Consider the following 22,526-nt stretch of genomic DNA (forward strand, 5'->3'; position numbering starts at 1 on the left):
CCCTATAGAGTAGACCTTTTTATTAGCTGTCTACTCTATAGGGTACATTTTATAAATTATAATAAGATACCTTTTATTTTAATTTGTATTATTTACAACCTTACCATTTACCTATAAATATAAGATAGCTAAAAACTATAGAAGAAGTTGTAGATTACCGTATTATTAAGTATAGAAATATATTTTTATATTTATAATATGGTATATATTAGATAAAAATTAATAAATTAAAAAAGATTAAAAAATTTTAATTTAACTCTAATTCTGTATTCATGAAAAACTAAAATCTATATTATATAATTAAATTAAAGATTGTAGCTAGAAAAAATAAAAGCTATCTATAAATAATAGAATATTTTAAACCAAATATAAATTAAGCATTAAATAATATTCTTAAAAAGTAACAGTATATGCCAATCTATTATTACAGAATTAGATGATTGATTACTACATTTAAATCGTATAAAAGTATAATTTCAGTAAGTAATAAATTATAAGGGAGTGGTTATAGTGAATAGGATATTAATTGTTGAAGATGAAAGTAGTATCTCTGATTTTGTAAAGGGAGAATTAGAATATGAAGGATATGAGGTTTGTATAAAAGAAGATGGTAGAGACGGTTTAGAAGAAGCTCTAAATAATGAATACGACCTTGTAATATTAGATATAATGCTCCCATCAATGAATGGATTTGAAATATGTAGAAGAATAAAAAGAGTAAAAGCTACTCCAGTTATAATGCTTAGTGCAAAAAGTAGTGTTATAGATAAAGTAAATGGCCTTAAATTAGGAGCAGATGATTATATATCAAAGCCTTTTGCTATAGAAGAGCTACTGGCACGTATAGAAGTAGTTTTTAGAAGAGAATCTAATCCAAAAGATTCTATATTTAAATTTAAAGATATTACAATTGATACAAAATCAAGAATAGTTAAAAGAAATAATGAAGAAATCAACTTAACAAATAAAGAATACGAATTGTTAATGATATTAATAGAAAATAAAGATGAAGTAGTTACAAGAGATGAATTATTAGAAAGAATATGGGGATATGATACAGAAACTAATGTTACTGATGTATATATTAGACATCTAAGATCTAAATTAAATAATGAAAATAAAGAAGAATATATACAAACTGTTAGGTCTATTGGTTATATAATGAGGAGTTAAATATGAAACTAAAAAAACGACCAATATTCTTAGAAATTACAAAAAATTCTTTTTTTGCAATTATTTTAATTTTAACCATATACACAGTTAGCCAATTAGTTGTATTCTGGATATTTATAGATAAACACGAAATAGATTTAGTAAAAAGTAGATATCAAGAAATTATTAATTTATCTAATAGTATTAATATAGAATTTTCAGAAAAGGGATTTATAGAGTATTTAGAAAGACTAGATTACAATGAAAATGATGAATATATTAGAATTTATTCGCCAAATGAACTATACTATCAATCACCTTCAGAAGTATGGCAATATATTAATTTTGATTATGCAAATCAAAATATTCATATAAAATCTAAGTCTTTTGATTTTGAAATATATAAATTAATAACAGGTCCCATACAAATAAATAATTCAGAATATACATTACAAATAGTATTAGAAAATGAAATGTTTGGTGATTTTATAGATAATTCTTTACCAATTTTAATAGTATCTATAATTTTAGGACTAATACTAAGTGGTATAGGAGCCATGTATGTTTCTAAAAAATTCATATATAAAATTAGGAAACTTATAGAAACAATGAATGAGATAAAGGCAAATGGACTAAATAAAAGAGCAGAAATTTCAGAAGTAAATGATGAAATAGATAAATTAAATACTGTATTTAATTCAATGATGGATGAAATTCAACATGGATTTGATGAGCAAACTAGATTTGTATCAGATGCTTCACATGAATTAAAAACACCATTAACAGCACTTAATGGACATTTAAGTATGCTTAAGAGATGGGGAAAAAATGATAAAGAACGTTTAGAAAAATCATTAGATACATGCATAAGCGAAGTCGAAAGACTGACAAAAATAGTAAATGATATGTTAACTTTATCTAGAGCAGAAAAAGTAGAGATAGACTTAGGAAATATAAATGAAATTGAACCAAAAATAATAATTGATGAAGTAATAGAACAGTATAAGATTTTAAATCCAGATGTAAATTATATTACTAATATTGATGACATAAAAGTAAAAATTGACCCTAATGATTTAAAACAATTATTAATTATATTTATTGATAACTCAATTAAATACAACAATAAAAATAATATAGAAATTAGAATTAATTTTAAAAAAATATCAAATAAAATGCAACTAGAAGTTATTGATAATGGTATAGGTATACCAAGTGAAGAAATTAATAATGTTATGAAAAGATTTTACAAAGTAGATAAATCTAGAAAACATAATAGTTCTTTCGGAATAGGTTTATCTATTGCAAGTAGGATAGTTAAAAATTATAATGGAGAAGTTTTTATAAGTAGTGAATTAGATAAATACACTAAAGTAACTGTAGTTTTTAAACAATAGAATTTGAATAAAAATTTATAACATTAGTTTTAAAATTTTATGGATTTAAAAATTATTTTATATAATTAGACAACTAGGAGGATAAGACAACTATGAAGGCAAAACAATATTTGACATTAGGTTTAGGAATAGTAGCTGGTTTCGGGATATCAGTAGTAGGTGTATCATATGCATCACAAAATTTAGTAAGTAATGTGAAACAAGTGACACCAGAAGTAGCAAAATCAATAATGTTAAATAAGGTACCAGGAGCTACAATAAGTAAATTCTATCTTGATAATGATGCAACACCAGAATATGATGGAGAACTTATAAAAGGTGATTATGAGTATGATATATCAGTAGATGCAGTAACAGGTGAAATAAGAGAGTTTAGTAAAGAACGTATAAGAAATTATAATAATCCAACAATAAATAACAGTACAAGTACAAATAGTAATACAAATGCAAATAACAATGTAGCTACAAATAATAATACAAATGTAAATAACAATGTGCCTACAAATAATAATGGAAGCACAACTAATAGAACATATATAGGAGAATCAAAAGCTAAGTCAATAATGTTAAGCAATGTTCCAGGAGCTATAATAAGAGGGTTCCACTTTGATAATGACTCAACACCAGAATATGAAGCAGAGCTTATAAAAGATGGTTATGAATACGATATATCAGTAAATGCATTAACAGGTGAAATAATAGAGTTTAGTAAAGAGAGTATAGAACCATATGATGATGACAGATATGACTATGACGATGATTACGATGACAGATACGATGACTAAATTTTAAATAAAATTGAAATATTTTATAACTAATTAAGACCTCATAAGTATATAACATTTAATATATTTATGAGGTTTATTATTTCTAAATAGAAATAATAAATAAATTTACAACTTATTTTTACATATTATATTCAATGTTATAAATTATTATACAAATAAAATCTTATTTATAATATTTATACTCTTATTTTATAATAGTTCTAATATCCATATATATATTTATTGTTAAATTTCAAAAATTATAGAAAAATAGATTGATTATTTTTAGTTTAGGGTATTAGAATAATTATATAAAAATGGAAGGAATTATAATATGAAAAGATCATTTAAATTATTACTTTTATCAATTTGTGTCATAATAATTGGAACATCTTTTGTAGGATGTAATAAAAATTATTCTGAAGAAATAAGTTTTTTTAACTATGGAGAAAATATAGATGAAGAGACTATAAAAGAATTTGAGAAACAATATGGTATAAAAGTTAATGTTGAAACGTTTGATGACATGGAAACTATGTACCAAAAAGTTAGTAATTCAGGAGTTAAATATGATGTTATTTTAGTATCTGATGCTTTAATGCCAAGGATGATTAAAAATAACCTTGTTCAAGAATTAAACAAAGATAATATACCTAATATATCTCAGATGGATGAAGATTACTTAAACTTAGATATAGATCCAGGCAATAAATATTCAGTGCCTTATATGTTTGGAACAGTAGGACTTATATATAATAAAGATGTAGTGAAAGAAGATGTTGATAGCTGGGATATATTATGGGATGAAAAATATAAAAATAGAATATTTATGTTTGACACTTATAGAGATACATTAGGTGCAGCTTTAAAGAAACTTGGATATTCTTTAAATTCTGAAAATCAAAAAGAAATAGAGGAAGCTAAAGAATTATTATTAGAACAAAGAAAATTAGTAGACCCAATATATGGAGTAGATAATGGGACAACTATGATTCCAGCTGGAGAGTCTGATATAAATATGATTTGGTCGGGAGAAGGATTAAATCTTCAAGCTGAGAACCCTAATTTGGTTTATGTTGTACCTAAAGAAGGTGCAAACTTCTGGATTGATAGTTTATGCATACCTTCTAATGCTAAAAATGTTTCAGGAGCTGAAAAATTCATCAACTTTGTAAGTGATAAAGAAAGTGCATTAAGAATAGCTGATGAAATAGGTTATACAACCCCAAATAAAGAAGCAAGATTAGAGCAACCAGAAGAAGTTAGAAATAATCCGAATGCATATATGCCAAAAGAGATAATGGATAGATGTGAAATATATACTGATTTACCTAAAGATGTTAAAAAAGAATATGATAATGCGTGGATACAAATAAAATCAAGTAATTAAAATGAGGAAGGGTTAGATAATTAGCCTTTCCTCATTTTTAATTACATAATAGTACATATAGGGTCAAAGTTTGTAAATATTATAATAATATGATATTATATAGAACTATAAGAAACCCTATTGCAAAGGGAAGAACAGTAGATGGAGGAATTTAAATATGGAAAACTTACCAAATTGTCCAAAATGTAATTCAGAATATACTTATGAAGATGGAAGCCTTTTAGTTTGTCCAGAATGTGCATATGAATGGTCACAAGAAGCAAGCAATGAAGAAGAAAATGTTATAAAAGATGTAAATGGAAATGTATTAAATGATGGAGACTCTGTAACAGTAGTTAAAGATCTTAAAGTAAAAGGAGCATCATCATCTATAAAAATAGGAACAAAAGTGAAAAATATACGTTTAGTTCCTGATGCAGCAGACGGACATGATATAGAGTGTAAAATAGATGGATTTGGAGCGATGAAGTTAAAATCTTCAGTTGTTAAAAAAGCATAATCTATTATTATATAAACTAAAAAACCATACCTTTTAAAGGTATGGTTTTTTAGTTTATATAATAATTTAACTTTATCATCTTTTTGTATCACTTTATAAACTTTACTAAGAAGTTTTTGAATAATAATACGATATTCTACAAGTAAAATGTAAGTAAAAATAACTCAAAACATTATAACAAACTTATTTAAAGGAAACAATGAAAATAAATAGAATAAAATATAAATATTGAAATAAGATTAAAATAAGCATAACTATGTAAAACGTGAAACATAAAATAATCTGTAGATTGGTTTAAAAAAAGGGAAAATATATTTTAAAAAAATTAGGAGGAAGATAAAATGCAAAAAGTAGAAAGTTTTAAATTAGATCATACAAAAGTAAAAGCACCTTATATAAGAAAATGTTGTGAGCTTAAAGGAACTAATGGTGATATAGTTACAAAGTTTGATTTAAGATTCTTACAACCAAATGAAGAAACTTTTGGAACAGCAGCTATACATGGATTAGAGCATTTATTAGCTACATATCTAAGAGAAACTTTAGACGGTATAATTGATTTATCACCAATGGGATGTAGAACAGGATTTTATTTAATTATGTGGGGTGAAGTTGAACCACAAACAGTGAAAGATGGATTAGAAAAGGCATTAAAAATGGTTTTAGAAGCAACTGAAATACCAGCAGCTACGAGAGTAGAATGTGGAAATTACAAGGATTTATCTTTATTTGGTGCTAAAGAATATGCAAAAGAAGCTCTAGAAAAGGGATTCTCTCTTAATATATATGGAGATTAATCAAATTGAAAATAAATTTTATTAATTTAATAAAAATAGATAAAAACGAAGTTTTAAGATATTTGGAATATAATGGTCAATATATAGATGAAAAGTTAGACCATACAATAGATGAGTGTATAAAAATAACTAAACAGAAAATAAACCCTCGATATACTTTGGGGGTTTATTCTATATTAAAAGAGAAGATAGATGATAGCTACCAAATAAAATTTAAAGATAGTAACGTATCTATAAAGAGCAAAGACTTATATAAACTATTAGATGGTTGTAGTCAATGCATTTTACTATCAACTACTTTAGGAATAGACATAGAAAAGCAAATCAAAATAAATTCATACTCAAATCTTACAAAAAGCATTATAATCGATGCCTGTGCAACCACAGCAATAGAAGAATTTTGTGATATACTACAAAGTAATATAGAAGATGAACTAAGAAAAGAAGGCAAGTATATAACTAATAGATATAGTCCAGGATATGGAGATTTACCAATAGATATAAATGAAGATATTATAAACTTACTAAATACATCGAATAAAATAGGCTTAACTATAACTAAAGATAAAATAATGATACCTAGAAAATCAGTGGTCGCAATAATAGGTATATCAGAAAATAAATCAACATATAAACAAAAATCATGTTTAGAATGTTCAAACTATAATACCTGTAAATATAAAAAAGGGGATGATAATTATGGATGTAAGGGAATACATAAAAAATAATATACTAATATTTGATGGTGCTATGGGAACTATGCTACAGCAAAAAGGTCTTCAGATAGGTGAAAATCCAGAGGTATTTGGATTAAAAAATCCAGATAAGCTTATTGAAATACATAAATTATATTTAGAAGCAGGTTCAAATGTAATAACAACTAATACGTTTGGAGCTAATGAGCTTAAGTTAGATAAATTAGGATATACAGTTGAAGAAGTAGTAGATAATGCTATAAATATGGCTAAGAAAGCTATAGAAGAATCAGATAAATCCAAGCCTAGATTTGTAGCTCTAGATTTAGGTCCTATAGGAGAAATGTTAGAGCCAATTGGTACTTTAAGTTTTGATAGAGCATATGAAATATTTAAAAGACAAGCTATACAAGGAGAAAAATCAGGTGCAAATTTAATTATTATAGAAACTATGATGGATTTGTATGAAGCTAAAGCTGCTGTTTTAGCTGCAAAAGAAAATACAAATTTACCAGTATTTTGTACCATGACTTTTGATGAAAATGGAAGAAGCTTTACTGGTTGTATGCCGGAAAGCATGGTTGCAACTATAGAGGGATTAGGTGTAGATGCTATTGGAGTAAACTGCTCATTAGGGCCAAAACAACTAATACCTATAGTAGAAAAGATATCAAAAATGGCTACAGTTCCAGTAATAGTACAAGCTAATGCAGGACTTCCTGATATAGTTAATGGCCAAGCAATATATAATGTAGATTCAGAAGAGTTTTTTATTGGAGTGGAGAAGTTTGTTCAATTAGGCGCATCTATAATAGGTGGATGTTGTGGAACTAACCCAGAATTTATAAAGAAAATTTCAGATAATATATCAACATTAAAAAAAGTAGAAATAGAAAAAAATAATAGTTGTGTAGTATGTTCTCCATCAAAATTTGTAGAAATAAAATCACCAACAGTTATAGGTGAAAGATTAAATCCAACAGGTAGAAAGCCTCTAAAGGAAGCTCTTATAAATGAAAACCTTGATTACATAATAAATTTAGGATTAGAGCAAATAGAAGGTGGAGCTGATATTTTAAATGTTAATGTAGGATTGCCTGATATAGATGAAAAGAAAATGATGCCAAAGGTTATAAAGGAAATGCAGTCAGTTATGGATGTTCCATTACAGGTGGATTCTTCAAATATAGAGGCATTAGAGCAAGGTTTAAGATATTATAATGGAAAAACTATAGCAAACTCTGTAAATGGAAAAGAAGAATCACTTAATGCTATATTACCTATAGTAAAAAAATATGGAGCCTGTATAGTTGGACTTACTTTAGATGAAAAAGGTATACCAAGTACGGCAGAAGGTAGATTTAAAATTGCAGAAAAAATAGTAAACAAAGCATTATTTTATGGAATAAAAAAAGAGGATATATTTATAGATTGTCTTTCATTAACAGTTTCAGCTCAACAAGAAGAAGCATTAGAAACTTTGAAATGCATTAAGATGGTAAAAGAAAAATTAGGAGTAAAAACTATATTAGGAGTATCGAATATATCGTTTGGTGTTCCAAATAGAAAAGCTTTAAATAATACATATTTAAATTTAGCTTTATCTGCAGGATTAGATTTACCAATAATAAATCCTAATGAAGAGGGTATAATGGAAACTATAAATGCATTTAAAGTTATAAATAATATAGATAAAGGTTGTGTAAAATACATAGAGAAATATAGTGGTTATAAGCAAAATAATATTATTAAAACAACTAATGATAGAAAATATGATTTATCTTTAGAGAGCATAGTAGAGCATGGTCTAAAAGAAAATGCAAAAGAGGCTACATTAAATCTTTTAAAAAAGTATGATGAAAATTATGTATTAGATGAAATTTTAATTCCATCTTTAGATGTAGTAGGAAAAAAATATGATAAAGGTGAAATATTTTTACCTCAATTAATACAATCAGCAGAAACTGTAAAAGTTTCTTTAAATACAATAAAAGATAGTTTAGCAAAGAATAATACTAATACAGTATCAAAAGGAAAAATAATAGTAGCAACTGTAAAAGGAGATATTCACGACATAGGTAAAAATATAGTAAAGATAATGTTAGAAAACTATGGATACGAAGTAATTGATTTAGGCAAAGATGTACCCATAGAAGAAGTTGTAAATCACTCAAAGAAAAATAATATACAGTTAGTAGGGTTGAGTGCACTAATGACTACAACAGTTCATAGTATGAAAGAAACTATAGATGCACTAAGAAAAGAAGGATTAAATACAAAAATATTTGTAGGGGGAGCTGTACTTACTGAAGAATATGCAAAAGATATTGGTGCTGATTATTATTCAAAAGATGCAAAATCAGCAGTAGAAATAGCAAAATTGAATTTCAATTAAAAAATAGGGAATTTTCCCTATTTTTTTGTAACGAACATACACGTAGGGGTAGCAAATATGCATCGTTGATATATGAAAAAAGTAAATTTTATGTAAAAATATGTATAAATAATATTAATGTATAAAATATATAGAAAAAACTAATAAGAATGTGATAAAATAGGAAGGTGATTCTTAGGGAGGGTAGACAACGATGACTGAAAATAGACAGCCTTATGCATTAGTTTTTGGAGTATCGGTTTTTGATATTTGTGGTTTTACAGATAGAAATTATAGATGCAATGATTCTAATCCTGGTAAAGTAAAGACTTCTTTTGGAGGCGTTTGTAGAAATATCGCTGAATGTATGGCAAGAGTAGGTGTTAATACTAAATTTATATCTATTCTAGGTGATGATGAAACTGGAAATAGAATGATAGAACATTCTAAAATAATGAATTATGATATGAGTGAATCTTTAATAGTTAAGGGTGGGTATACACCTACTTATATGGCTATTTTAGATGAGCAAGGTGAAATGGTATCTGCTGTAGTTGATATGAAGATAATAGATATGTTTACTACAGATTTTATAGATTCAAAATCTGAAATAATAAAAAATGCAGAATATATGATATTAGATTCAGACAGACCTGATATCGTTGAATATCTAATAAAAACATTTAGTGAAAATACTAAATTTATACTAGATCCAGTATCAGCTGCTAAAGCAAAAAATATAAAGCATTTAATTAAATATTTCCATACTATAAAGCCAAACAGATATGAAGCTGAAATAATGTGCGGATTTGAAATTAAAAATGATGAAGATTTAAGAAAAGCAGGTAAATACTTTATAGATTTAGGAATAAAAAATGTATTTATAACATTAGATGAAGACGGAATATACTATAATAATGGTATAGAAGAAGGAAAAATAAAAGCTAAAGAAGTATCTGTAGTTAATGTTACAGGTGCAGGTGATTCTTTTGTTGCAGGTATAGCTAATGGATATATGAATAATACAAATATAGTAGATACTGTAAAATATGCAATATCTATGTCAACAATAACTATATCTACAGAAGAAACAATACATCCAGACATGTCTCATGAATTAGTTAAAGAATATATGGACAAGATAGAGTGGATAGAAGTAAATTATAATAAATAAAAATTTACTATATGGAAGAAATTATGTATAATATAATAAAGCTATAGATTAATCTGAAATAGGTTAATTCATATAAATTAAAATTTGTCGTCAACATTAAAAAGACTGAAAGTATATACTTTCAGTCTTTTTCTTTAAAATGCCCAGTTTCCATCCTTAAATACTTGAACTTCTTCACCTTGATGAGTTATACCCACTATATTCATATCATTAGAACCTATCATGAAGTCAACGTGAGTTAAACTATTGTTTACTCCATATTTATCTAATTCTTCATCTTTTATATCATCGCCATTTTTTATACAAGTTTTGTAAGCAGAGCCTATAGCAAAGTGGCAAGATGCATTTTCATCAAATAAAGTATTAAAGAAGACTATATTTGTATCTGATATAGGAGATTTAAATGGAACTAAAGCAACCTCACCTAAGTAGTGAGAGCCTTCATCTGTATCAATAAGCTTTCCTAGTGTTTCAGCACCTTTTTCAGCTGTAAAATCAACTATTTTTCCGTCTTTAAATGTTAAAGCGAAGTCATCTATCACATTACCGCCGTATACTAAAGGCTTAGTACTATGAACTATACCATTAACTTTAAATTTATGAGGCATAGAGAAGACCTCTTCAGTTGGCATATTTGCATTAAAATCAACACCATTAGGGTCCTTAGAAGCACCACTTAACCATATATGACCTTCAGGTAATTCCATAGTTAAATCAGTTTTAGAAGATTTAAATTTTAAAGTTTTGAAGTTCTTATCATTTAAGAAGTCCATTCTTAATTTTAAATCAGCATTATGCTTTCTCCAAGCATCTACAGGATCTTCATTATCTACTCTAGTACATTTAAATATAGCATCCCAAAGTTTATTTACAGCTTCATCAGTAGACACGTTAGGGAATACTTTAGTAGCCCACGCTTTAGTTGGAATTGAAACTATACTCCATTTACATTTATCTGATAAAGTGTAAGAACGCCATTCTTTTAAAGCTACACCAGAAGCCTTTTGGAAGTTTGCAACTCTTTGAGGATCAACATTTTTAAGTAAATCTGGATTTTGAGCGTAAACAGTTAAGAAAGCTCCACCTTCTTTTGCTATATCTACATATTGGTCAGATATCCATCTAGGAAACTCATTAAATGTTTCATCTGGAGCGTGTAAATATTTTAATAAAGTACATTCTTCATCAGACCATTCTATATGTACATTTTTAGCACCTGCTTCATAAGCGTGTTTAACAACTTTTCTAACAAAAGGAGCACATTCTATTGGTGATCTAACAAGTAAAGTTTGGCCTTCTTGTATATTTACGCCAACTTTAATTGCTAATTTTGCATATTTATCTAGATTTTTTTCAAATGACATAATATAACCTCCTTGATATTGAATTTTTAATCATTTTTAAACCTAATTATATTTTAATACATATAAGTTATAAAAATACTTAATAAATAAAAATAAATGGTTATTTTTGTAATAATACTCTATACATTCATAGACTAATTAAATTGAATAAATATAATAATAATAAAATATAGAGTTATTAAACTAATATAATAAAAAATAAATAAAATGTATTGATAAATATTAAAATGTTGCAAAATAGCATATTTTATCATAAAACATATACAAAAAATAAAAAAAGAATTTATAATATAATGTAGACACATAAAGAGATTTAATTAGGAGGAAGTAAATGGAGCTATATGATGCCATTTTTTATAGAAAATCAACTAGAAAATACTCTAATAAAAAGGTAAAAGAGGGTTTATTAGAAGAAGTTAAAAATGCATGTTCACAAATTACCTATTTAAATAAAGAATTAGATATAAAAGCACATGTTGTAGATAGAGGCCATTTAGTACATTTTTTAATGGGGAAAAAATGCAAGGTAAAAGCACCTCATTATATAATAGTAACATCTAATAAAGGAAATGATTATTTACAGAATATCGGATTTGCTATGGAGGAGGTAGTTTTAAAACTAACTACTTTAGGACTAGCTACATGTTGGTTAGAATGTAATATAAAAAGAGAAGATATTTTAGAATTTGTACAACTAAAAGACTCAGATGAAGAAAAAAATGATACGATAGTAAAATCAGAAGAAAAAAACGAAGAGTCAAAAAACGTAAATTTAGAACAGCCATATTCAATAATTGCATTTGGTTATCCAGATGAAGATGAAAAATTATTTAGGACTAATAAGGATGTAGATCGAAAGCGTATAAGTCATGTTTGTAGAAAATTAGATAAAAATTTAGAAAAAATTGTAGAAGCACTTAGATGGGCACCATCTGTGAAAAATTCTCAACCTTGGATATTATATAATAACTCAAATATGGTTCATTTATATGAAGAAAAACAAAAGAAAAATATTAAAGATAATAAAATAAGTATGGGTATAGCGCTTAGACATTTTGATATAGCATGTAATAAATTTGGATTAGAAGTTGATTATTCTAAAATAGATGTTAAAAAAAGAATGGCAAAAGAGTATTATATAACTGCTACTTTAAAGTAATAAATATATTTAACCTTAAAATATATGTTGACATTAAAAGTTAAAAGTGTGATAATTATACACAAAGATAAACTTTAAATTATCCCAGAGAGGATATTAAGTATATTTTCAAATAATAAATTTATAATCAATAAAATCCTTAAAAGTAGTCCAGAGAGGCTAAAAAGGTTAAATATTTTATATTATTTAAACTTGTATTTTCAACCTCTAACTGGATTAGTTAGAGGTTTTTTTAATATAAAAATAAAATATAATAAAGTCTTTTAAACTAGTCCAGAGAGGCTGGGAAAGATATCTGTAATAGATAAAATCCTTATACCTCATTTTGGTGTAAGGATTTTTTTTAGGCTTTATTAAAGAGGGAGAGTTCATAATGGTAAATGGAAAAGAAAAATTAATAGTAGCAATAGACACAAATGAATTTGATAAAGCTAAAGAATTGATAGATAAGCTAGAAGATAGTGTAGACATATTTAAAGTAGGGTTAGAGCAATATGTAGCTACAAGGGGAAAAACAGTTGATTATTTAAAAGAAAAAGGTAAGAAAATTTTCTTAGACCTTAAGTTTCACGATATACCAAATACAATGCAAAGTGCAGTAAGAGCAGCAGTAAGAGATAATGTATGGTTAATGACGATACATGTATCAGATATGGAAGGTATGAGACAGTGTGCAGTAGCAGCTAAAGAAGAGGCTGAGAAATTAGGTATAGAAAAACCAATAATAGTAGGGGTTACTGTTTTAACATCATTAAGCAATCAAGATTTACAAGATATAGGATGTAATATGACAACTGAAGAACTAGCTATAAAAAGAGCTAAACTGGCTAAAGAAGCTGGAATAGATGGAATAGTTTGTTCAGCACAAGAAGTAGATAAAATAGTTGAAGCTTGTGGTAAGGATTTCGTTACAGTATGTCCAGGAATAAGACCAGCAAATGCTTCTGTAGGAGATCAAAAAAGGGTAGTTACTCCTAAGGATGCTATAAATAAAGGTGCTCATTACTTAGTAGTTGGAAGACCTATAACTAAAGCTGAAAACCCAAGTGAAGCAGCAATTAATATAGTAAAAGAAATAGAAAATGCATAGGGGGTAGGTCAAATGAAGGGGAAATTAATATTAGAAGATGGAACAATTTTTGAAGGAAAAGCATTTGGATACTTAGGAGATAGTATAGGTGAAGTAGTATTCAATACTTCTATGACAGGATATCAAGAAGTATTAACAGACCCATCATACTATGGTCAAATAGTAACAATGACTTATCCATTAGTAGGGAATTATGGAATAAATTTAGAAGATATGGAATCAAATAAATCTCATGTGAAAGGGTTTATAGTTAGAGAAAAAAGTAATGATCCAAATAACTTTAGATGTGAGATGGATTTAGATACATACCTAAAGCAAAATAAGGTTATAGGACTTGAAGGCATAGATACAAGAGCATTAACTAAAATACTAAGAAATAATGGAACGATGAAAGGTATAATAACTTTAGAAAATGCATCTTTAGAAGATGTAAAATCAAAGTTAGAAGCTTTCAGAAATACTGAAGCAGTAAGAACTGTAACAAGAAAAGAAATAGAGCATATAAAAGGTGAAGGTGCTAAGGTTGCTGTTATGGACTTTGGAGTTAAGCAAAACATATTAAGATCTTTTGCGAAAAGAAATTGTGATATAACAGTATTCCCAGCAACTACTAAGCCAGAAGAAATTTTAGGAATAAATCCTGATTTAATATTCTTATCAAATGGACCTGGAGATCCAGAAGATTTAGAAGATGTTATAGAAAATATAAAAGAATTAATTGGAAAAAAACCTATAGTAGGAATATGTTTAGGACATCAATTATTAGCTTTAACATTAGGTGGAAAAACATCTAAATTAAAGTTTGGACATAGAGGTGGAAACCATCCAGTTAAAGATTTAGAGGAGAATAAAATATTTATAACATCTCAAAACCACGGTTACTACGTATCTGAAATGCCAGAAAATATGGAAGTAACACATATAAATTTAAATGATAATACTGTAGAAGGAATGAGACATAAAGAATTACCTATATACAGTGTTCAATATCATCCAGAAGCTTGTCCAGGACCAAAAGACAACGATTATATATTCGACAAGTTCTTAGAGTTAGTATAGAAAATTATAAAAATCGTTAATTAGATAAGGAGAAAAGATTATGCCTAAAATAGATAGTATAAAAAAGACTTTAGTACTAGGTTCAGGACCTATAATAATAGGGCAAGCGGCAGAGTTTGATTACTCTGGAACACAAGCTTGCCAAGCTTTAAAAGAAGAAGGAATAGAAGTTGTATTAGTAAATAGTAACCCAGCTACTATAATGACTGATAAAGAAGTAGCGGATAAAATATATATAGAACCATTAACAATAGAATTTATAGAAAAAATAATAGAAAAAGAAAGACCGGACAGTTTATTAGCTGGAATGGGTGGTCAAACAGGTCTTAACTTAGCTGTTGAACTTCATGATGCCGGAATATTAGATAAATATGGAGTTAAGATAATAGGTACTTCAGTAGAGTCTATAAAAAAAGGTGAAGATAGAGATACATTCAGAGAAGTAATGAGACAAATAAACCAACCAGTAGTAGTTAGCGATATAGTAACTAACTTAGAAGATGGTTTAGAATTTGCAGGAAAAATAGGATACCCAGTAGTTGTAAGACCTGCTTATACATTAGGAGGAACTGGAGGAGGTATAGCTGAAACTGTAGAAGAGTTAACAGAGATACTTACTCAAGGATTACAACTAAGTCCAGTTAGCCAAGTATTACTTGAAAAAAGTATAAAAGGTTGGAAAGAAATAGAGTATGAAGTAATAAGAGATGGCAATGGTAACTGTATAACTGTATGTAACATGGAAAACATAGACCCTGTTGGTGTTCACACAGGAGATAGTATAGTTGTAGCACCAAGTCAAACTTTAAGTGATAAAGAATACCAAATGTTAAGAAAAGCATCTATAGATATAATAAATGCTATAGAAGTTAAGGGTGGATGTAATGTTCAGATAGCATTAAACCCAGATAGTTTAGAATATGCAATAATAGAAATAAACCCAAGAGTTTCTAGATCTTCAGCTCTTGCATCAAAAGCTACAGGATACCCAATAGCAAAGGTTGCAGCGAAAATTGCTTTAGGTTACACATTAGATGAAATAGAAAATGCAGTAACTAAGAAGACTTATGCATGTTTCGAACCAACACTTGACTATGTAGTAGTTAAGATACCAAAGTGGCCATTTGATAAATTCAAGCAAGCAAACAGAAAATTAGGAACTAAAATGATGGCAACAGGAGAAATAATGAGTATAGGAAGCAACTTTGAAGCAGCTATACTTAAAGGTATAAGATCTCTTGAAATAGGAAAATATTCTTTAGTTCATGCTCCTTCTGAAGAAAAGAGTATAGAAGAATTAAAGAAGAGCATAGTAGTTCCTGATGATGAAAGACTATTTGACTTAGCTGAAATGATAAGAAGAGGATACAAAGTAGAAATGATAGAACAAATCACTGGAGTAGATAAGTGGTTTATAAATAAATTTAAGTGGATAGTAGAGCAAGAAGAAAAGTTAAAGGGAATGAAAATAGAAGATTTAAATAAGGAATACTTATTAGAATTAAAGAAAAAAGGATTCTCTGATAAAGGTATAGCTGACTTAATGAGAATAAGTCCAGAAAGATTATGTGAATTAAGAAAGTTATACAACATAAAACCAGCATACAAAATGGTTGATACTTGTGGAGGTGAGTTTGATGCATTATCTCCATACTACTACTCAACTTATGAACAATATGACGAAGTAGAAATAAGTGATAAGAAAAAAGTTGTAGTTTTAGGTTCCGGTCCTATAAGAATAGGTCAAGGTATAGAGTTTGACTATTGTTCAGTTCACTGTGTAAAATCATTAAGAAACATGGGAATAGAAACTATAATAGTAAATAACAACCCAGAAACTGTAAGTACAGACTTTGATACATCTGACAAATTATACTTCGAACCATTAACAGAAGAAGAAGTATTAAACATAATAGAAAAAGAAAATCCAGATGGAGTGATACTACAATTTGGTGGTCAAACAGCTATAAAGTTAGCTAAGTTCTTACACGAAAAGAATATAAAGATATTAGGAACTGACTTTGAAGATATAGATGCTGCTGAAGACAGAGAAAAATTCGAAGAATTATTAGAAAAATTAGATATAAATAGACCAAAAGGAAAGGCTATATGGTCAGTTAAAGAAGGGATAAAAGAAGCTGAAAAGCTAGGATATCCAGTTTTAGTTAGACCATCTTATGTACTTGGAGGTCAAGGTATGGAAATAACTTATGATGAAGCTAAGTTATCTAAATACTTAGAAAGTGCATTTTTAAGAGACTCTAAAAACCCAGTACTTATAGACAAGTACTTAACAGGTAGAGAAATAGAAGTTGATGCAATATGTGATGGTAAGGATATATTAATACCAGGTATAATGGAACACTTAGAAAGAGCCGGAGTTCACTCTGGAGATAGTATAACAATGTATCCAAGTCAAAATGTAACTGATGAAATAAAAGCTAAAATACTTGATTACACTAAGAAAATAGCATTAGAACTAAACGTACTTGGAATGGTTAATATACAATTTATAGAATTCCAAAATGAATTATATGTAATAGAAGTTAACCCGAGAGCAAGTAGAACAGTACCGTATATAAGTAAGGTAAGTAATGTACCAATAGTAGATTTAGCTACTAGATGTATGTTAGGAGAAAAGTTAGCTGATTTAGGATATGGAACAGGAGTATACAAAGAACCTAAATTAGTATCAGTTAAGGTTCCAGTATTCTCAATGTCAAAACTTGCTAGAGTTGATGTAAGTTTAGGACCTGAAATGAAATCTACGGGAGAAGTTTTAGGTGTAGGTGAAAACTTAGAAGAAGCTTTATACAAAGGATTTTTAGCAGCAGGAAAGACTATGTCTGATAAGAGAGGCGTAGTATTGGCTACTATAAATAACTATGATAAAGAAGAGTTTATAGAAATAGCAAGAGATATGAAAGAATTAGGATATACTTTTGTTGCTACAGAAGGAACAGCAAAAACTCTAAAAGATAATGGAATAGATGCTGATATAGTTAACAGAGTAGAAGAAGCAAGACCTAATATATTAGATGCTATAAGAAATAAGCAAGTTGATATAGTAATAAATACTCCAACTAAAGGAAATGATTCTACAAGAGATGGATTTAAGATAAGAAGAACTGCAACAGAATTTTCAACAGAAGTAATGACATCTTTAGATACATTAAAGGCTTTAGTAGAGGTTAAGAAAAAAGAAATAAAAGATGCAGGATTAGAAGTATATAACATAGCTGAATAATAATAAAGGGATAAAACTTAATGTTTTATCCCTTTATCCTTTATATTATCTTCTATAATTTGATTTTAGTCTCATAGCTGTATAAATATTTTCAGGAGTGCAGTAAAATCTAGGGTTTATATATGGAGCAAATTTCTTATATTCCATTGTAAATCTTGGAATACCAAATTCCTTAGGTGCAATTTCATCTACTCCGAAATAAATTACTATTCCTTCATCAGTTAAGTAAAAAGCTTGATCTTCAGGAATATCTACAACTACATCCTTATAATATAATTCTTTATTTTGACTTATCTTGTAATTAACATAATTAGATATAACTTTTAGATAATCAACATTAGGATTAAACACATTTCCAATAGTAAACATATTTCCAGTTAATAAATCAAAGTTATAATTGTTTAATTCATTGTATTCAATTTTTTCATCAACAAATGCCATAAGATTAACTATAGTGCTTAATATATGGTTTTTACTAAATGTATTAGCATAGTTTGTAATTACTCTATACTTAACTTCTGGGTTATTGTTTTTATTATTATCATCATTTACCTGTATTTCTTCATCTATTAATCCATTTTTAAATGTAAATACATCAGATTTTATTGTTGAGTTTATATTATTAAGTACATTTTGGCTTACATTAAAATAAGAATTTCTTAATGTAAAAAAAGAAGGATATTGTAATGAAGAAGAAAAAGTACTTCCTATACTTAAATCTTCATTAAATTTTACATGTATAGGATTATATAAGCAGTTATCAGACCTTTCATAATAATTCATATTAAATTACCTCCTGTTATAGAAAATCAATTAGAATATAGTATGCTAGTTTATAAAAATAGCAAATAAGTTTATACTATAAACTTATTTATAATATATAATTTTAGAACTCTTAAATAATTAATAACTAGGAATATAAAGTATATAAAATACCGAAAATATTAAGTAATTATATGGTATAATACATAAATTGATAGAATTAATTTAGGAGGAATTCAATGTTATTATTAGCAGATAAATGGAAAGACTACGAGCTTATAGATATGGGTAACGGAGAAAAATTAGAGCGTTGGGGAGATATAGTATTAAGAAGACCAGATCCTCAAGTTATGTGGCCTATACCAAATGAAAGTGGATTATGGAAAAATCCTCACGGACATTACCACAGAAGTAACAGAGGTGGAGGACAATGGGAACATAAAAAGAAATATCCTGAAAGATGGACAATAAGTTATAAAAATTTAAAGTTTAATATAAGTCCAACAGGATTCAAGCATACTGGATTATTCCCAGAACAAGCGTCAAACTGGGATTGGGCAATGGATAAGATAGAAAATGCTAAAAGACCTATAAAAGTATTAAACCTTTTCGCATACACTGGTGGTGCTACAGTAGCTTGTGCAGCAGCAGGAGCAGAAGTATGTCACGTTGATGCATCTAAAGGTATGGTTACTTGGGCTAAGGAAAATTTACATACATCAGGATTAGGAGACAGAAAAGTAAGATTTATAGTTGATGATGTTGTTAAATTTGTTGAGAGAGAAATAAGAAGAGGAAACAAATACGATGCTATAATAATGGACCCACCTTCTTACGGAAGAGGACCTAAAGGTGAGGTTTGGCAAATAGAAGAGAAATTATATGGTTTAGTTGAATTATGTACAAAAGTATTATCAGATGAACCTTTATTTTTCTTAATAAACTCATATACAACTGGATTATCTCCAATAATACTTGAACATATATTAGATGCTACAGTAGCTAAAAAAGCTAAAGGTGGAAAAATATATGGAGGAGAAATCGGTATACCAACATCTAGAGATGGTAAAGTTCTTCCATGTGGTATATTTGGAAGATGGGAGTCTAAATAATGATTAAAATCATATTTGAAGATAATCATCTTTTAGTTGTAGAAAAACCTGTAAACATACTTTCTCAAGGTGATGATACTAATGATAAAGATATGGTTAACTTACTTAAGCAGTATGTAAAGGAAAAGTACAATAAGCCAGGTAATGTATATATTGGTTTAGTTCATAGGTTAGATAGACCTGTAGGTGGAATTATGGTATTTGCAAAGACTTCTAAAGCTGCATCTAGACTATCTGACCAAGTTAGGACTAAAACCTTTAAAAAGACTTATAGAGCTGTTATACACGGTGATATGAATAAGAAAGAAGATACTCTTAAAGATTATCTTTATAAGAATAAAAAGACTAACATGGTAAGTGTAGTTAATAAGGATCATAAAGAAGCAAAAAATGCAGAGTTAAGTTATAAGACTTTAGATAGAAAAGATGGATTTAGTCTTGTTGAAATAGATTTAAAAACAGGAAGACCTCACCAAATAAGAGTTCAATTTGCAAGTAGAAAGCATCCTTTATTTGGAGATCAAAGATATGGACAAAATGTTAATAAAGTTGGTCAACAAATAGCACTATGGTCTTATAAACTAGAAATAATACACCCTACAACTAAAGAAAAAATGGAGTTTACATGTGAACCACCTAAGGAATATCCATGGAACTTATTTTAATAGTTAAGAGGAATTAGTATGGATAAATATATAGGATTTTATATAGATAGACCTATTGGTAATAATATATTTTCATATGAAGATAGAGAAAATAAAAAAATATATGTACCAAAGCTTATAGAAGGAACTTTAGATGATGTTTCAGTTGGAGAAGAAATAGTATTCAATGAAATTGATGAGGATATTGAAATAAAGGCTAAGGGACTTAAGAATATGATTATATATAAGTATCAAGATAAAGATGTATATATATTTGATAATCATAACCATGCCTTTTATTTTTGGATAAAAAGTTTGAAAAAGGGAAACTTTACTAAAGGGTGTAAATTAGTCCATGTAGATCAACACAAAGATACAAGAGAACCTGAAAATTATAATGTAGATATAGATAATATTGATGATGTATTTAAGTATACTAATGAAACTTTAAATGTAGGAAGTTTTATTAAGCCTGCTTTAAAACATGATATATTTTCTGAGGTAATTATAATAGATAGTTCTTATGGATTTAATTTAGATATAGAAGGAGAATATGTACTAGACATAGATTTAGATATATTCTCAAAGGACATGGATTATATTCCTTATGATTTAAAAATTTCAAAAATAAAAGATTTAATAAAAAAAGCAAAAGTAATAACAATAGCATCTAGTCCATTTTTTATAGAACAAGACTATGCTATAAAAGTATTAAAAGAATTATTTAATTATGATATAATATAATAGTTAGTTTAACGTATTTAATAAATACATAATTAATTTTTAATATAAAAATATATTAAATATAACTAGGAGGACAAAGGTATGAGTTTATATACTGAATGGAGAAATTTAAGTGATAATCATGAAAGCCAAGAAGCAGAAGTAAAGTTTTGGGAAGCATACTTACAAGCAGAAGCTTCAATATACAATGAATTATTAAATAACAAGCAAGAAGTTATAGAAGGTAAAGTTAGTGAATTAGCTGCTAAATATAATGTTTCAGTTGAATATTTCATGGGATTCATAGATGGAATAAGCGAAAGTTTAAAGGAAGATATAACTTTAGAAACTATAGAAGCTGATAGTACTATAAAATTAGATATAGATTTCGAAAAATTATACTATAACATGGTAGAAGTAGAAGCTCATTGGTTATATAACTTACCAGGTTGGGAGACTATATTACCAGCTGCAAAGAGAAAAGAATTACAAAAAGCTTACAAAACTTCTAAAACAGTAGTTAAAGAAGAAAAAGTAGGAAGAAACGATGCTTGTCCATGTGGAAGTGGAAAGAAATACAAGAAGTGTTGTGGAAAATAAGGTAATGTTATGTTTATTTTAAGATTTATTAATGATGATGATGACTTATCAGTAAAAGAATTTGTATCTTTAGCTGATTTAAAAGAATATATAAATCAAAAGAATCTAGAAAAAACATGGCATCAAATAGAAGAAGTAAAAAAAGTAATACCAAATCTTAAAGAAGATTAAAAATTATGAAAATAATAAATTTAAGTTAAATATATATTTGAATTTCTTAAATGTATAATATAAATTATATCATTATTTAATTTATTTATTTTAGTTTTTAAATTGCTTAGTAATATATTTTTAATGATATTATAATTTGAATTTTATAAGTTTAGATACACAAGATATTATACCTATAATTAAAAGATTATTTACATATAAATAATCTTTTAATTATAGGATTTTTTATATAAGCATACACTTGTTTAACTAAATATAATTTAATAGATTTATCATTTAATGATTTTTATAGTAATCGAACTTAAAAAAGTTCGTAAATAGATTCTTCAAGGCTCTTGTTATTTTTAGTT

At 27.4% G+C, this 22,526-nt stretch carries 20 protein-coding genes; 18 read left to right on the forward strand and 2 right to left on the reverse strand.

Going from position 1 to position 22,526, the window contains the following annotated elements; translation table 11 throughout:
* Positions 1–510: 510 nt before the first annotated feature.
* The 9 genes from Q5F54_RS02775 (at position 511) to Q5F54_RS02815 (ending at position 10,245) form a co-directional block, all read left to right on the forward strand.
* On the forward strand, positions 511–1,173 hold the full coding sequence (locus Q5F54_RS02775) for a response regulator transcription factor (protein ID WP_302333945.1): 663 nt from the start codon (positions 511–513) through the stop codon (positions 1,171–1,173).
* 2 nt (positions 1,174–1,175) lie between these two features.
* Positions 1,176–2,549 carry a cell wall metabolism sensor histidine kinase WalK gene (locus tag Q5F54_RS02780; protein WP_288524076.1) on the forward strand — a complete coding sequence of 458 codons (1,374 nt, stop codon included), beginning with the start codon at positions 1,176–1,178 and terminating at the stop codon, positions 2,547–2,549.
* A 92-nt stretch (positions 2,550–2,641) separates the two neighbouring features.
* Positions 2,642–3,334 (forward strand): PepSY domain-containing protein, encoded by a 693-nt coding sequence (locus Q5F54_RS02785; RefSeq protein ID WP_302333946.1) that lies wholly within the window; start codon positions 2,642–2,644, stop codon positions 3,332–3,334.
* Positions 3,335–3,650: 316 nt separating this feature from the next.
* The gene (locus tag Q5F54_RS02790; protein WP_071118889.1) at positions 3,651–4,706 is read left to right on the forward strand and encodes a PotD/PotF family extracellular solute-binding protein; all 1,056 of its coding nucleotides are present in this window, start codon (positions 3,651–3,653) and stop codon (positions 4,704–4,706) included.
* 157 nt (positions 4,707–4,863) lie between these two features.
* Positions 4,864–5,205: a zinc ribbon domain-containing protein YjdM gene (locus Q5F54_RS02795; protein WP_071118890.1), complete on the forward strand. Its 342-nt coding sequence runs from the start codon at positions 4,864–4,866 to the stop codon at positions 5,203–5,205.
* 341 nt (positions 5,206–5,546) lie between these two features.
* Positions 5,547–6,002 (forward strand): S-ribosylhomocysteine lyase, encoded by a 456-nt coding sequence (locus tag Q5F54_RS02800; protein ID WP_288526190.1) that lies wholly within the window; start codon positions 5,547–5,549, stop codon positions 6,000–6,002.
* A gap of 5 nt (positions 6,003–6,007) precedes the next feature.
* A complete protein-coding gene (locus tag Q5F54_RS02805) occupies positions 6,008–6,730 on the forward strand; it encodes a vitamin B12 dependent-methionine synthase activation domain-containing protein (RefSeq protein ID WP_302333947.1) in 723 nt (240 codons plus the stop codon).
* A complete protein-coding gene (locus Q5F54_RS02810; protein ID WP_302333948.1) occupies positions 6,702–9,092 on the forward strand; it encodes a homocysteine S-methyltransferase family protein in 2,391 nt (796 codons plus the stop codon). Before Q5F54_RS02805 ends, Q5F54_RS02810 begins: the two co-directional genes overlap by 29 nt.
* A 193-nt stretch (positions 9,093–9,285) precedes the next feature.
* Positions 9,286–10,245, forward strand: a complete 960-nt coding sequence (locus tag Q5F54_RS02815) for a carbohydrate kinase family protein (protein ID WP_288523508.1) — start codon at positions 9,286–9,288, stop codon at positions 10,243–10,245.
* A 134-nt stretch (positions 10,246–10,379) separates the two neighbouring features.
* On the opposite strand, the gene Q5F54_RS02820 is transcribed toward Q5F54_RS02815, so the two are convergent.
* Positions 10,380–11,609, reverse strand: a complete 1,230-nt coding sequence (locus tag Q5F54_RS02820; protein WP_281538039.1) for an aminopeptidase — start codon at positions 11,607–11,609, stop codon at positions 10,380–10,382.
* Positions 11,610–11,940: 331 nt separating this feature from the next.
* Here Q5F54_RS02820 and Q5F54_RS02825 point away from each other — a divergent pair, with 331 nt between their 5' ends.
* The 4 genes from Q5F54_RS02825 (at position 11,941) to carB (ending at position 18,164) form a co-directional block, all read left to right on the forward strand.
* Positions 11,941–12,768 carry a nitroreductase family protein gene (locus Q5F54_RS02825; protein WP_302333949.1) on the forward strand — a complete coding sequence of 276 codons (828 nt, stop codon included), beginning with the start codon at positions 11,941–11,943 and terminating at the stop codon, positions 12,766–12,768.
* 373 nt (positions 12,769–13,141) lie between these two features.
* Positions 13,142–13,858 carry an orotidine-5'-phosphate decarboxylase gene (gene pyrF / locus Q5F54_RS02830; protein ID WP_277230757.1) on the forward strand — a complete coding sequence of 239 codons (717 nt, stop codon included), beginning with the start codon at positions 13,142–13,144 and terminating at the stop codon, positions 13,856–13,858.
* A gap of 12 nt (positions 13,859–13,870) precedes the next feature.
* Complete coding sequence (locus Q5F54_RS02835; RefSeq protein WP_288701203.1) at positions 13,871–14,917, forward strand: carbamoyl phosphate synthase small subunit; 1,047 nt, start codon at positions 13,871–13,873, stop codon at positions 14,915–14,917.
* Between the two features lie 40 nt (positions 14,918–14,957).
* A complete protein-coding gene (gene carB, locus Q5F54_RS02840; RefSeq protein ID WP_277230763.1) occupies positions 14,958–18,164 on the forward strand; it encodes a carbamoyl-phosphate synthase large subunit in 3,207 nt (1,068 codons plus the stop codon).
* A 45-nt stretch (positions 18,165–18,209) separates the two neighbouring features.
* Here carB and Q5F54_RS02845 read toward each other — a convergent pair whose 3' ends face one another.
* On the reverse strand, positions 18,210–18,947 hold the full coding sequence (locus Q5F54_RS02845; protein ID WP_281537782.1) for an RsiV family protein: 738 nt from the start codon (positions 18,945–18,947) through the stop codon (positions 18,210–18,212).
* A 218-nt stretch (positions 18,948–19,165) separates the two neighbouring features.
* On the opposite strand from Q5F54_RS02845, the gene Q5F54_RS02850 reads away from it, so the two are divergent.
* From Q5F54_RS02850 to Q5F54_RS02870, 5 genes are all read left to right on the forward strand, one after another.
* Positions 19,166–20,038 carry a class I SAM-dependent methyltransferase gene (locus tag Q5F54_RS02850; RefSeq protein ID WP_302333950.1) on the forward strand — a complete coding sequence of 291 codons (873 nt, stop codon included), beginning with the start codon at positions 19,166–19,168 and terminating at the stop codon, positions 20,036–20,038.
* Complete coding sequence (locus tag Q5F54_RS02855; protein ID WP_288523504.1) at positions 20,038–20,703, forward strand: RluA family pseudouridine synthase; 666 nt, start codon at positions 20,038–20,040, stop codon at positions 20,701–20,703. The genes Q5F54_RS02850 and Q5F54_RS02855 overlap by 1 nt, the downstream gene beginning before the upstream one ends.
* Positions 20,704–20,715: 12 nt before the next feature.
* The gene (locus Q5F54_RS02860; protein ID WP_302333951.1) at positions 20,716–21,426 is read left to right on the forward strand and encodes a UPF0489 family protein; all 711 of its coding nucleotides are present in this window, start codon (positions 20,716–20,718) and stop codon (positions 21,424–21,426) included.
* Positions 21,427–21,507: 81 nt separating this feature from the next.
* Complete coding sequence (locus Q5F54_RS02865) at positions 21,508–22,005, forward strand: SEC-C metal-binding domain-containing protein (RefSeq protein ID WP_281537780.1); 498 nt, start codon at positions 21,508–21,510, stop codon at positions 22,003–22,005.
* A gap of 9 nt (positions 22,006–22,014) precedes the next feature.
* Entirely contained in the window at positions 22,015–22,176 is a 162-nt protein-coding gene (locus Q5F54_RS02870; RefSeq protein WP_143023133.1) for a hypothetical protein, read from the forward strand.
* Positions 22,177–22,526 lie beyond the last annotated feature (350 nt).

Source organism: uncultured Romboutsia sp. (assembly GCF_958366745.1).
GTDB classification, from domain to species: Bacteria; Bacillota; Clostridia; order Peptostreptococcales; family Peptostreptococcaceae; genus Romboutsia; species Romboutsia timonensis.

Excerpts from the sequence above, each read along its gene's own strand:
- Q5F54_RS02820 (WP_281538039.1), bottom strand. The coding sequence starts at position 11,609 with ATGTCATTTGAAAAAAATCTAGATAAATATGCAAAATTAGCAATTAAA.
- Q5F54_RS02825 (WP_302333949.1), top strand. The coding sequence starts at position 11,941 with ATGGAGCTATATGATGCCATTTTTTATAGAAAATCAACTAGAAAATAC.
- pyrF (WP_277230757.1), top strand. The coding sequence starts at position 13,142 with ATGGTAAATGGAAAAGAAAAATTAATAGTAGCAATAGACACAAATGAA.
- Q5F54_RS02815 (WP_288523508.1), top strand. The coding sequence starts at position 9,286 with ATGACTGAAAATAGACAGCCTTATGCATTAGTTTTTGGAGTATCGGTT.
- Q5F54_RS02845 (WP_281537782.1), bottom strand. The coding sequence starts at position 18,947 with ATGAATTATTATGAAAGGTCTGATAACTGCTTATATAATCCTATACAT.
- Q5F54_RS02800 (WP_288526190.1), top strand. The coding sequence starts at position 5,547 with ATGCAAAAAGTAGAAAGTTTTAAATTAGATCATACAAAAGTAAAAGCA.
- Q5F54_RS02855 (WP_288523504.1), top strand. The coding sequence starts at position 20,038 with ATGATTAAAATCATATTTGAAGATAATCATCTTTTAGTTGTAGAAAAA.
- Q5F54_RS02870 (WP_143023133.1), top strand. The coding sequence starts at position 22,015 with ATGTTTATTTTAAGATTTATTAATGATGATGATGACTTATCAGTAAAA.
- Q5F54_RS02850 (WP_302333950.1), top strand. The coding sequence starts at position 19,166 with ATGTTATTATTAGCAGATAAATGGAAAGACTACGAGCTTATAGATATG.
- Q5F54_RS02795 (WP_071118890.1), top strand. The coding sequence starts at position 4,864 with ATGGAAAACTTACCAAATTGTCCAAAATGTAATTCAGAATATACTTAT.
- Q5F54_RS02780 (WP_288524076.1), top strand. The coding sequence starts at position 1,176 with ATGAAACTAAAAAAACGACCAATATTCTTAGAAATTACAAAAAATTCT.
- Q5F54_RS02865 (WP_281537780.1), top strand. The coding sequence starts at position 21,508 with ATGAGTTTATATACTGAATGGAGAAATTTAAGTGATAATCATGAAAGC.
- carB (WP_277230763.1), top strand. The coding sequence starts at position 14,958 with ATGCCTAAAATAGATAGTATAAAAAAGACTTTAGTACTAGGTTCAGGA.
- Q5F54_RS02810 (WP_302333948.1), top strand. The coding sequence starts at position 6,702 with ATGGATGTAAGGGAATACATAAAAAATAATATACTAATATTTGATGGT.
- Q5F54_RS02785 (WP_302333946.1), top strand. The coding sequence starts at position 2,642 with ATGAAGGCAAAACAATATTTGACATTAGGTTTAGGAATAGTAGCTGGT.
- Q5F54_RS02835 (WP_288701203.1), top strand. The coding sequence starts at position 13,871 with ATGAAGGGGAAATTAATATTAGAAGATGGAACAATTTTTGAAGGAAAA.
- Q5F54_RS02790 (WP_071118889.1), top strand. The coding sequence starts at position 3,651 with ATGAAAAGATCATTTAAATTATTACTTTTATCAATTTGTGTCATAATA.